At 52.0% G+C, this 9,757-nt stretch carries 9 protein-coding genes and 1 pseudogene; 4 read left to right on the top strand and 6 right to left on the bottom strand.

Annotated features, from left to right (window positions below; genetic code table 11):
* Positions 1 to 14: 14 nt before the first annotated feature.
* Positions 15 to 1,454 carry a PAS-domain containing protein gene (locus FAP39_RS11345; RefSeq protein ID WP_171006840.1) on the bottom strand — a complete coding sequence of 480 codons (1,440 nt, stop codon included), beginning with the start codon at positions 1,452 to 1,454 and terminating at the stop codon, positions 15 to 17.
* Between the two features lie 213 nt (positions 1,455 to 1,667).
* Positions 1,668 to 3,062, bottom strand: a complete 1,395-nt coding sequence (regB, locus tag FAP39_RS11340; protein WP_138016519.1) for a sensor histidine kinase RegB — start codon at positions 3,060 to 3,062, stop codon at positions 1,668 to 1,670.
* An 89-nt stretch (positions 3,063 to 3,151) separates the two neighbouring features.
* Between regB and FAP39_RS11335 the strand changes: the two genes are divergently transcribed.
* Positions 3,152 to 3,775, top strand: coding sequence for an SCO family protein (locus tag FAP39_RS11335; protein WP_138016518.1), 624 nt, complete (start codon positions 3,152 to 3,154; stop codon positions 3,773 to 3,775).
* Positions 3,776 to 3,848: 73 nt separating this feature from the next.
* Positions 3,849 to 4,403, top strand: coding sequence for an ActR/PrrA/RegA family redox response regulator transcription factor (locus FAP39_RS11330; protein WP_138016517.1), 555 nt, complete (start codon positions 3,849 to 3,851; stop codon positions 4,401 to 4,403).
* Between the two features lie 5 nt (positions 4,404 to 4,408).
* Here FAP39_RS11330 and FAP39_RS11325 read toward each other — a convergent pair whose 3' ends face one another.
* The 3 genes from FAP39_RS11325 to FAP39_RS11315 form a co-directional block, all read right to left on the bottom strand.
* Positions 4,409 to 4,903 (bottom strand): GNAT family N-acetyltransferase, encoded by a 495-nt coding sequence (locus FAP39_RS11325; protein ID WP_138016516.1) that lies wholly within the window; start codon positions 4,901 to 4,903, stop codon positions 4,409 to 4,411.
* On the bottom strand, positions 4,900 to 5,493 hold the full coding sequence (locus FAP39_RS11320; RefSeq protein WP_138016515.1) for an HD domain-containing protein: 594 nt from the start codon (positions 5,491 to 5,493) through the stop codon (positions 4,900 to 4,902). Before FAP39_RS11320 ends, FAP39_RS11325 begins: the two co-directional genes overlap by 4 nt.
* A gap of 94 nt (positions 5,494 to 5,587) precedes the next feature.
* Positions 5,588 to 6,532 (bottom strand): glycosyltransferase family 8 protein, encoded by a 945-nt coding sequence (locus tag FAP39_RS11315; protein WP_171006839.1) that lies wholly within the window; start codon positions 6,530 to 6,532, stop codon positions 5,588 to 5,590.
* Positions 6,533 to 6,755: 223 nt separating this feature from the next.
* Here FAP39_RS11315 and ahcY point away from each other — a divergent pair, with 223 nt between their 5' ends.
* Complete coding sequence (ahcY, locus tag FAP39_RS11310) at positions 6,756 to 8,147, top strand: adenosylhomocysteinase (RefSeq protein ID WP_138016513.1); 1,392 nt, start codon at positions 6,756 to 6,758, stop codon at positions 8,145 to 8,147.
* Between the two features lie 64 nt (positions 8,148 to 8,211).
* On the opposite strand, the gene FAP39_RS11305 is transcribed toward ahcY, so the two are convergent.
* Positions 8,212 to 9,165, bottom strand: coding sequence for a hypothetical protein (locus tag FAP39_RS11305; protein WP_138016512.1), 954 nt, complete (start codon positions 9,163 to 9,165; stop codon positions 8,212 to 8,214).
* A gap of 294 nt (positions 9,166 to 9,459) precedes the next feature.
* Here FAP39_RS11305 and FAP39_RS11300 point away from each other — a divergent pair.
* Positions 9,460 to 9,690 (top strand): annotated as a pseudogene (locus FAP39_RS11300) (DUF2853 family protein); the annotation flags it as partial.
* Between the last annotated feature and the right edge of the window lie 67 nt (positions 9,691 to 9,757).

Genomic DNA, 9,757 nt, shown 5'->3' with positions numbered 1-9,757 from the left:
CAAGCGGCATCGCCTCAATCTGCGATATTTTCCTCAAGCTGAAGCGGGGGCTGAGCTAGGGTCCGTGTGTCGGCCGTCTGAGTGTCAAAAATGACGACTGTCGCACCGCCGTTCAGAGGCAGTACGCGTACATCCACAGGGGTTCCGTCTGTAAGCGAAACGTGCCGGATAATGGGGGTTCGGGCGTTTAGGTCGAGGATATTTTGTCTGATATCGCCCCACGCTTGCGTCTCGGCGCACATTTGCCGCCAGTGTTGGATTGCGTCTCGCAGGGTGTACTCGGCAAATGTTGTCTCGGGGTCAGAACGCCAGAGTTCTTGGTATGCCAAACTACAAAAAATCAATGATCCTGCAGGTGAAAATACTGCCACAGCCCGATCCAAAGCATCCAACACCGACTGACCCAATTCGAGTTCGGCTCGAAAGCGGCGAGTCAGTGATATTTCTGCGCTAATATCTTCGAACAAGAAGGCTATGGCGCCATCGGGGTGCGGTCGTCCTGAAACGCGGTATGTTACGCCCGAGGGGAGGGTCCATGTTTCGGAATATCGATCATCTGAGGCCGCGACGACAAGTTCGGCAAGATGTTCGCGCCAAGATGCATAATTCTTTGGTTCTGGCATCATCCGATTTTCTCGTAAGCGATCGAAGAACGCCATAAGATTGGGGCGTCCGGACAAAAATTCTGCTTGTAGGGATGTGAGGTCAATCAGCGCAGGATTGAACAATGCCAACTGCCGATTCCGATCAAAAATCGCAAGACCGATCGAAAGCTGGGCAAATGTTTTTGTGAGCGTCTGCACGAAATTTCGCTGGGCAATTTCCGCGTTGACGATCGCATTGGCATCAGTCGCATAGTGCATTCGGGTTTGCGCGGAATTGACCGTCGTAACATCATACCAATAACAGTGGTCCTTGGTGTGGTCAGAGATCGCACATCTGACGGCTATGTTGTCGGGTGCCTCTGACTTAAGGTCAAAAATATCCGGTATATCCGCCCCGTCCCATGGCTTGCCAAGTTTTTCGCACAGCGACAGATACGCCACATTTGCCCACACGATTGTTCCGGTGTGATCTGAATGCCAAATCGGGTAGGGCACAGCGCTTACGGCGCGATTATTCGCGGTCATGTCTTCGGTTTGGGGAGCGGGCGATGTATCTGCGGGAATGTGAAGAGAAACACGGCAAATATCCCCCCACTCTTCGAGAACAGCAATTGCGGCATCATCTGGATCAAGGGCTGCGTGTGTATGGAGCTTGTCTTGGCCTGTATGACCTTGCGACGTTGGAAAGCTGGGGAATCGCTGGGCAAGCGTTGCCGCGAAAGCGGACCATTCGACAGCATCAATATTCGCGAGGTTCAGGTACTTTAGTGCGTGGAGGTTTGCATCGATTAGGACGCCATTCTCAAAAAGGAAAACTTTTCGATGGGCGTCCAAACTTTTGTGTGTCAAGGCCAAGGCTGCACTGTTCGAGGGGCTTGGTTTCAACGCAAACCAAAAAATTGCCGTGATTACAGCCACACACAAAGGCGTCACTAGGATGATGCTAAGCGGTGTGATGTCCATTCTGGCAACCAATCAAGAATTCGAGCGTCAAATACTATCAGCCAACTTGGGTTAATAGGTGGTTAACTTTGAAGGAAAGCCCCCTTGATGGTGACGATTTCACCCTAGAATTACAGGGTTTTCACCCAGTGGGTTCTTTTCTTCCTTAAGTGGTGAGAGCAGCTCTCTTGGCCAGACGACCTCGACAATTGCACCTTTCGGCGATGGCGTAGTTTGATCTCCAGATTTGCTGAGCGACCCATTCGCAAAGCTAAGCTCGGCGCCGGTGCGTTCAAGCAGGGTCTTCGCAATAAATAGCCCCAGCCCCATACCTTCATACCCAGGGCGTTGTTTGCGGTCTCTCTCGCTCTTGCGCTTGCGTACGAAAGGATCACCGATCCGACCAATCAAGTGAGGGGGATATCCTTTACCGTCATCCATGATTCGTAGTGTGATCCGCGTGTCCGTCCACGAGGACTCGACCCAGACGTTTTCCTGCGCAAAATCGACAGCGTTTTGAATCAGGTTGCGTAACCCATGAATGATTTCCGGCCGTCGCTGAATCGCCGGCACACTCTCTGTAGGGAAGTGGTCTGGAGCTCTTTCAAAGTGAATGATCTTTCCGCGATCCAAATGTGGTTCTGCCGCTTCTTCGACCACCGTCAGGAGCGGTGCTCTACGCAAATGCAGGTCATCTTTTCCTGCGCGCCCCATTGACCGAAGAATTTCACGGCATCTGTCGGCCTGTTCCCGAATAAGTGCAGCGTCTTCGAACAATTCTGGACGATCATCCAGTTCGTCCATGAGCTCCGCGCTGGTAAGCTTGATCGTCGCAAGAGGAGTTCCGAGTTCATGGGCTGCCGCTGCAATAACGCCTCCCAAATCGGTGAGCTTTTGTTCGCGGGCTAGGGCCATTTGTGTCGCGGTTAGGGCCTCTGACATCGATGCCATTTCCGATACCACGCGCCGAGAGTAGGCTGACGAGAACACGATTGCGATCACAATGGCCACCCAAGTGCCGTACAAGAACACATCTGGGATACGCAATACGAACCGCTGCTCGGTGCGTAGGGGCATGTGAAACTCGAGCATGAGTGTCACCAATACGATGGCAACTGCCGCCAAGGATGCTGTGGATCTTGCTGACAGGACCGATGCAGAAATGGTGATCGGCCCAACAACGAGAATCGCGAACGGATTATGAAGACCACCTGTCAAAAACAGCAAAAAACATAACTGTAAGAGGTCAAACAAGATCATCAGCGAGTTTTCCGACTCGGACAGCAGTTTGTTTTCTGGAAACACAAACATGGCGATCAAATTGCCAATCACCGAGATGCCGACGGCCAAATAGCAAAGGCCATATTCCAGTTCGAGCTCGAATATGCTCTGTGCGACGATCAGGGCGGTGATTTGCCCAATGACGGCAACCCAACGCACAACAATAATTGTGCGCAGCCGAATCCAGTTGCTTCGACGTTCGCCAGATATCAACTCGGAAGAGAAATCCGTCATAATAGCGCCTTTGTGACTTGTGTGTTTCTGAACAATTGTTAGGAGTCTGCCACAGATCAATCAATACAGCTTTGGGTGAAGGGGTCATCATGGTCCGAAATTTTGCAGTAATCGCGGTGGTCGCCGTAATCGCCCTGTTGGGTGGCATGTGGTATATGTCCAAAGATGCCGCTGGCGATGATCAGTTTGCACAATGCCGACAAGGCCAAGTCGCAGGCGGCACGTCAGCGATTGGTGGGCCATTCACCTTGGTCAGCGAAACCGGAGAGACAGTCACAGACAAAGACGTCATCACCGAGCCATCGTTGCTATATTTCGGCTATACGTTCTGTCCTGATGTGTGCCCGTTGGACAACTCGCGCAATGCAGAGGCCATCGAATTGCTCGAGAGCCGCGGTCAGATCGTTCAGCCCGTGTTCATTTCCATTGACCCAAACCGGGACACGCCCGAAGTCATGGCGGAGTTTACCGATTATCTACATCCACGGATGCTGGGCCTGACCGGATCCGCAGAGCAAGTTAAAGCCGCCTCGCAAGCGTACCGCACCTACTATAAAAAGCAGGAAAGCGATGATGAAGAGTACTATTTGGTGGACCATTCGACCTTTACGTATCTGGTCATGCCCGAGCAGGGATTTGTGGAATATTTCAAGCGAGATGTGACACCAGAGCAGATGGCGGACCGAATTGGCTGTTTTGTCAATAACATGTAATTTCGGCACATCGTTTGACCCTCCTGAATTACCAAGCTAATACTTGTAGAAATTCTCTGGAGGACAGCAGCGGATGGCAGAAAATAACCTGCGCAACATCGGGCCCGACAAATCGCTATTATTGGTGGATGACGACGAGCCTTTCCTGAGACGACTTGCCAAGGCTATGGAAAAGCGAGGCTTCGAGGTCGAGACAGCAGGATCCGTTGCCGCAGGTAAGGCTATCGCGACCGCCAGACCACCGGCTTATGCCGTTGTTGATTTACGCCTTGAAGATGGAAATGGACTGGACGTCGTCGAAGTATTGCGCGAGCGACGTGAAGATTGCCGTGTCATTGTTTTGACTGGCTACGGTGCAATTGCAACGGCGGTTGCCGCGGTCAAGATTGGCGCGACGGATTACCTGTCAAAGCCAGCAGATGCCGCAGATATTATGAACGCGCTCTTAAGCCCCGAAGACGCTTTGCCGCCCCCGCCGGAAAACCCTATGTCGGCAGATCGGGTTCGGTGGGAACATATTCAGCGGGTTTACGAGTTATGTGATCGTAATGTGTCTGAAACTGCGCGCCGCTTGAACATGCATCGCAGAACGCTGCAGAGAATTTTGGCGAAGAGATCTCCGAGATAGGGGACCTATGTGTCTCTCAGGTCATATCGTTTAAGGATTTTGTCTACGATATGGCCGTTCGAGAGGGCGACGCCTTCAAGTCGATCCCAAATGCGAAACCCTCTGCTTTGGTAATACGCCAGCCCGCCCGAGTTGTCGGCGCGGATATTTGCATTGATCCAGTCATACCCCAAATCTAGCGCAGCGTCGCAGGTGGCCTCAAACAGGCTTGATCCGATCCCAAGCTTGATCTGGCCTATCTTGACGAAGGTTCCGATATCGCATGCATTTGATGGCAAGTGATCCCAAGGGCCGATCCATTGAAAGCCAAGGATGTCTCCCTGCGGTCCTGTTGCCACATGCCATGCGGAGCGATCGCGATTTGCATTCAGCCAATCCCCGAGCGCCGAAGCGGATAACGGGGTGGTCAGTGCGGAGGTGCCACCCGCAAGAATGATATCGTTCAAGAGGTCCGCGACCTCGCGCAAATCTGCTGTTGCGCCAGCGCGTACAGACATCATGCCGTCCCCATTTCTGCGATCAACGTGTGATGTCGGGCGGTAAAATCTGCTCGCACCTCGACGGGCGGGCGCAATCGGATACTAAGCCCCTTGATCAGAGATGTGTCGGGTTTTCCAAAGAGTTTATCCGCCTCGGTCTCTGAAAATCCGGCGATCTCGATGGCCTCCATCCACGCGCTGATCCGATCTGCCTTCTTGATTTGGCGTTTGATTTGCACAGGGGTGACAGCCGGCAGGCCAAAACGAATGTGAATTGCCGCCGTAAGCCGATCGTCAAGGTCGCCATAGCTGGGGCCGACGGCCGCCTTGACTGGCGATATCATGTCGCCAATCACGTATTCAGGCGCATCATGCAAAAGGGCTGCGAGACGCCATTTTGCTGGAATTTTGGGGTTTAGACGCGCAAACAACGTTTCGACAAGCACGGAATGCTCTGCCACGGAATAGGCGAAATCGCCTTTGGTTTGGCCGTTCCAGCGCGCCACAAATGCCAACCCATGGGCGATGTCTTCGATTTCTATATCCATCGGAGTGGGGTCGAGAAGATCAAGTCGTCGTCCAGACAGCATACGTTGCCACGCGCGGGTCATGCATATTCCAATCGTAATTCGTTTTGGTGGGTGGTTGCGCGCGCATCATATCATTTGCACACGCTAAGAGAAGTCCCCGCTGAAGGCTGGAATGCTATTTTAGGGTCGTCAAATCTGTCTCAAATCTTTTGGTCAATTTGTGCAGTGCACGCAGGCCTAACGCGTGATGGATCAGGGCCGTTATCCGGGCGCGCCATGTGGTGTCATAGGCGCTTGGCTCAAGTGGTGATATCGCTTGATCTGGAAAATGGCGGGCCAGAAAAAGATACAAAGACACCGATAAGGCGCGCGGGTAAACCGTATTGGTGTCCCACGGTTTTGAAAAGCCGCAGAAGTGTAGGATTTGAGGCTGCGCAAACACGGAAAACAGGGGGTAGTTTGAAGACCATTGCCAGTTCCATGTGGGATGAAGTTCGGCGATTTCGTCCATCAGAACAAGATTCACAAGCGATTGATCATGTTGCAGCAAGTGTTCGCCACGCTGGTTTGCCTCAAGCATGCGCTCCAAACACCTGTCATCGACGTACCGTGCACAATCTATGAGTTGAACGCCGGAGTTTAGATATTTTTGGTGCCGAATTTGCCGTTTTTCATAATCATGGATGGGCTTGTTCAGGTTTTTCCATTGCTGAACATCGCGTGCGCTGGCAATGACACAGTCGTTTAGGTCACATTTGAATAGAGCGCAAAGGCGGTCCGTCTGGATCATCGTATCTGCGTCCAGATACAGAATCCGGTCGTATGTTGCGTGAAAATACCTTGGCAACCAAAGCCGCAAATAGGTGGTGATGGGCAACCATCCCAACGGCAGGTTCTCCGCTGCGATCTCGGACTGCAAATCGATGTGCACAGACCGGATACCAAGGTCAGCAAAGTGTTGCGGAATATCCAATCTGTCGAGGCTACAGATCAGGACATCAAAATCCCGGTTCGGCGTGCACAGAATGGCCTGTTCCGCGCTGTACAGTGCATAGGGCAACACGTTTTGATCGACGCAATATGTGATGGCATTGCGGTGCCTTATGGGGGATCGCGACACTGGGGTGCCTCTAAATTGCTTACAAAGGATGTCGTCACTCTGCACGGAATTGGTGCCAAAGGTAAGCTCTGTCGTGTTACGGAAGCGAAAGTCACGCACATTGGATGCATCTGTGAATTGACTGAGAAACGCTGTGTTTCGCTTAGGAAACCGCCCGGCATTGTTCAAAGCGTCCGTCAGTGTTATCTGATCCCCAAATTCAATGCGTAAGGAGCAGGGCGCGATGGCGACCGATTACATTGTAAAAGATATCAATCTGGCTGATTTTGGCCGTAAAGAACTGGACATTGCTGAAACCGAAATGCCGGGCCTGATGGCGCTGCGTGCGGAATATGGCGAAAGCAAACCCCTCAAGGGGTCGCGCATTGTCGGGTCCTTGCACATGACCATTCAAACGGCTGTTCTGATCGAAACATTGGTCGAGCTGGGTGCCGACGTGCGCTGGGCGTCGTGCAATATCTTCTCGACCCAAGATCACGCTGCTGCGGCGATTGCTGCTGGTGGAACGCCGGTGTTTGCGATTAAGGGCCAAACCCTGACCGAACATTGGGACTATCTGGATCGTTCGTTCATGTTCCCCGAAGGTGCGAACCTGATTCTGGATGATGGCGGCGACGCAACTTTGTACGTTCTGCTTGGCGCGCGGGTCGAGGCTGGCGAAACTGATCTGATCGAAACACCGACCTCAGAAGAAGAGATCGCTGTTTTTGCCCAAATCAAAAAACGTATGGCGGAAACACCCGGTTGGTTCACAAAAACACGCGAAGCCATCCAAGGCGTGTCCGAGGAAACCACCACAGGCGTGCATCGCTTGTATGAACTTCACAAAAACGGCCAGCTACCTTTCCCGGCCATTAACGTGAATGACTCGGTCACCAAATCCAAGTTTGACAACAAGTATGGCTGTAAAGAGTCTCTGGTCGACGGCATTCGTCGCGCCACTGACACGATGATGGCTGGTAAAGTCGCCGTTGTTTGCGGTTATGGCGATGTCGGCAAAGGCTCTGCTGCGTCTCTCGCAGGTGCAGGTGCGCGTGTCAAAGTGACTGAAGTTGACCCGATTTGCGCCCTTCAGGCAGCAATGGACGGGTTCGAAGTGACCACTTTGGAAGACGAAGTTGCATCCGCGGATGTCTTTATCACCACGACGGGCAACAAAGACGTGATCCGCATCGAACACATGCGCGAGATGAAAGACATGGCGATCGTTGGCAACATCGGTCACTTTGACAATGAAATTCAGGTCGCAAGCCTGAAGAATCACAAGTGGACAAACATCAAAGAACAAGTGGACATGATCGAAATGCCTTCTGGCAATCGCATGATCCTGTTGTCCGAAGGGCGCTTGTTGAACCTTGGTAACGCGACTGGCCACCCGTCATTCGTGATGTCGGCAAGTTTTACCAATCAGGTTCTGGCGCAAATCGAACTTTGGCTGCGTGGCGACGAATATAAAAATGAAGTGTATATTCTGCCCAAGCATCTGGACGAAAAAGTGGCGCGTCTGCACCTTGGCCGTATTGGTGTAAAGCTGAGCAAGCTGTCGAAAGAACAAGCTGACTATATTGGCGTGAGCACCGACGGCCCGTTCAAGCCCGAGCACTATCGCTACTAAGTCGTACGAACGATCTAAGAGACGCCGCCAAGGTATTCCTTTGGCGGCGTTTTTGTGTCCGGCGCTATCTGTGCCGCGCCAGTATCGCCTTGCGATCCATATTGCGCAGCATCGAAGCAACGGCCAACGGTGGGGCGAATCCTTCGATGCGCATGACGGTTCTGGGGCTGAGCGGGGCGGAAATTTTCATGAGAACGCGGTGACTTAGGGCCTGACCAATAGGCTGAGTCCGTGCGCTTGTGCCAACGGGTCTTGTGCGGTTAAGGATCGGTATGCCGCCCAAGCGGTTCTTTTCCAATATTTCCTTGGATTGAAGCTTTTTGTTTTCGACAGGAATCAGTGCTTCGACCCATGTATCTGGCGACTTTTTTGTCCCCAAGGCGGATGGCGCCCCAAGAAAGGCCAGTTCCGCCACAAGATAACTGTTATCGGGATGCAGATACACAGCATGTGCACGCTTGTTGGACAGCACACGTTGCTCCAGATCAGGAGTTTCTGATCTGCGAATGAATTGGGTCAGCCTGCGATATGCAGTGTGGTCTTTGAGCTCGATTGTCTTGCCATCGTAATGTTTCGGCCATTGGGCCTTGAGTGTTGCAAGAAGATTCGGGCGTTGGGCGTCCAGGGCGGTGATACGTATCCAGCCCTTGGGCGGTTTTGGCATGAAGATCATTGGTGTTTGTCGTGGATCCGAGGTTACCCCCAACGTATTCCCAAAGAAGAGCCTTTGAAGAAAACTGCCGGTGGGTTCCGGCAGGTCCTGATCGTGCAGGGCGCTGTATGTTTCCTGCTGGGCCATCGCAGACACCACTTTAAGGTTTTTGAACATAAAGAACGCGTACAGAGACATGGTGATAAACAACGTCGCCAAAATTCCGATGATGACGTTGATGAGCCAACCTGTGTTTTGCCGTTTGGGTGGTGTGGCGCGTTCGAACTGGGGTGGTTCAGGTGTTTCGCCAACTTGTTTTTGAATGCGCTGTAGACGCTCTTGGAAATCGGATTGCTTTTTTGACATCTTGGAACTCAATAAATTTTTTACTGCAAAAATAGGCCATCTGTTTGCCAGTGCCATGGGGCCAAATTGAGACCAAAAACCAATTAATTTTGGCCGCTTGAGCAAGGTCTACATTTGGAATTGGACATCTGCTCGGATCTGAGTTTTCGCGTGTGTGGTGCATGAGTTGGCCAAAGGGGGAAGGGATACGCCTTTTTCCCTTTGTGATAGAAGATTGATTGTCTAACCTATGAACAGCCGCAAAACATGCGCGCACTGAATTCTGAAATTGAATTGTCTAAGGGGAGAATGAAAATGGGTAAACGCGATGATTTGATCGCCAAATATGCGGATGACCTGCGCAACAAATGCGGTATGGATCCGGATATGGATTTGCTCACCAAAGTCACCATCGGATGTGGCCCTGCAATCTACAATGATGATGCATCCACGGTTGCGTCCTCTCAAGAGAGCGAACTTGAAACAGTCAAAGAGAACTTCCTCATGAAAAAGCTGGGGCTTTCTGACAGCCCAGCCTTGATGGAAGGGTGAAGTGGTCCTGCTTTTTAGGACAGGTTTGCGGCTTGGCTAAGATGCATCTGGTTTATGTTCA

Origin of the sequence: Shimia litoralis (assembly GCF_005518135.1) — a bacterium.
GTDB classification, from domain to species: Bacteria; Pseudomonadota; Alphaproteobacteria; order Rhodobacterales; family Rhodobacteraceae; genus Shimia_E; species Shimia_E litoralis.
The sequence above is the reverse complement of the archived record's forward strand: the minus strand, read 5'-3'. Positions and strand labels throughout refer to the sequence as shown.

Coding starts and splice junctions, on each gene's coding strand:
- ahcY (WP_138016513.1), top strand. CDS start 6,756: ATGGCGACCGATTACATTGTAAAAGATATCAATCTGGCTGATTTTGGC.
- FAP39_RS11330 (WP_138016517.1), top strand. CDS start 3,849: ATGGCAGAAAATAACCTGCGCAACATCGGGCCCGACAAATCGCTATTA.
- FAP39_RS11305 (WP_138016512.1), bottom strand. CDS start 9,165: ATGTCAAAAAAGCAATCCGATTTCCAAGAGCGTCTACAGCGCATTCAA.
- FAP39_RS11335 (WP_138016518.1), top strand. CDS start 3,152: ATGGTCCGAAATTTTGCAGTAATCGCGGTGGTCGCCGTAATCGCCCTG.
- FAP39_RS11325 (WP_138016516.1), bottom strand. CDS start 4,903: ATGATGTCTGTACGCGCTGGCGCAACAGCAGATTTGCGCGAGGTCGCG.
- regB (WP_138016519.1), bottom strand. CDS start 3,062: ATGACGGATTTCTCTTCCGAGTTGATATCTGGCGAACGTCGAAGCAAC.
- FAP39_RS11320 (WP_138016515.1), bottom strand. CDS start 5,493: ATGACCCGCGCGTGGCAACGTATGCTGTCTGGACGACGACTTGATCTT.